1 protein-coding gene is annotated in these 709 nt (G+C 64.6%); it reads right to left on the bottom strand.

Going from position 1 to position 709, the window contains the following annotated elements; translation table 11 throughout:
* Window positions 1-709 (bottom strand): IS21 family transposase (gene istA / locus AVT10_RS11160; RefSeq protein WP_157092757.1); only part of this gene is annotated, 709 nt, incomplete at both ends.

The following is a 709-nucleotide window of genomic DNA, read 5'->3' as shown; positions in this document are numbered from 1 at the left end:
TCGAAGCTGATGAGGCATGTGCCGCTTACCGCATGCTCGCTCTCATGAAAGCCGTCGAAGGGTGCGACAACAGGCTGGAGCACGCTGCGCTCGGCAGCCCAGGCCTGAGCAACCGTCAGTTCCTTCTGCTCGGGATGCTGGTGCAACTCTGTCCAGCGCCGACACTCGGCCTCCAGCCAACCGTTCAGCTCCTCGAGGCTGGTAAATCGCAGGCGTGGCTGGAAGAAGCGGCCGCGTGCGGTTTGCACCTGGTTCTCGACCTGACCTTTCTCCCAGCCCGACGCCGGCGAGCAGGCGGTCGGCTCGACCATGTAATGGTTGGCCATGACCAGGAAGCGCCGGTTGAAGACACGCTCCTTGCCCGTGAACACGCTCGTGACCGCCGTCTTCATGTTGTCGTAGATGCCGCGCGTCGGCACACCTCCGAAGAAGGCAAACGCCCGCGCATGCGCGTCGAACAGCATCTCCTGTGTCTCGCGGGGATAGGCTCGCACATACATTGCCCGCGACGCGCATAGCCGGACATGCGCGACCTTTACCCGCATCGGCTTGCCCGAAATCTCCACGTCCTCGTGGCTCCAGTCGAACTGGTAAGCCTCGCCCGGCCGGAACAGCAGCGGGATGAACGCCGGCGCATTCATCACATCGCGACGTCGCGCCCGGCGCCAGCGGGCCGCATAACGCCGCACCGCGTCGTACGAGCCGTCGA

Origin of the sequence: Sphingomonas hankookensis (genome assembly GCF_001619955.1) — a bacterium.
GTDB classification, from domain to species: domain Bacteria; phylum Pseudomonadota; class Alphaproteobacteria; order Sphingomonadales; family Sphingomonadaceae; genus Sphingomonas; species Sphingomonas hankookensis_A.
The sequence above is the reverse complement of the archived record's forward strand: the minus strand, read 5'-3'. Positions and strand labels throughout refer to the sequence as shown.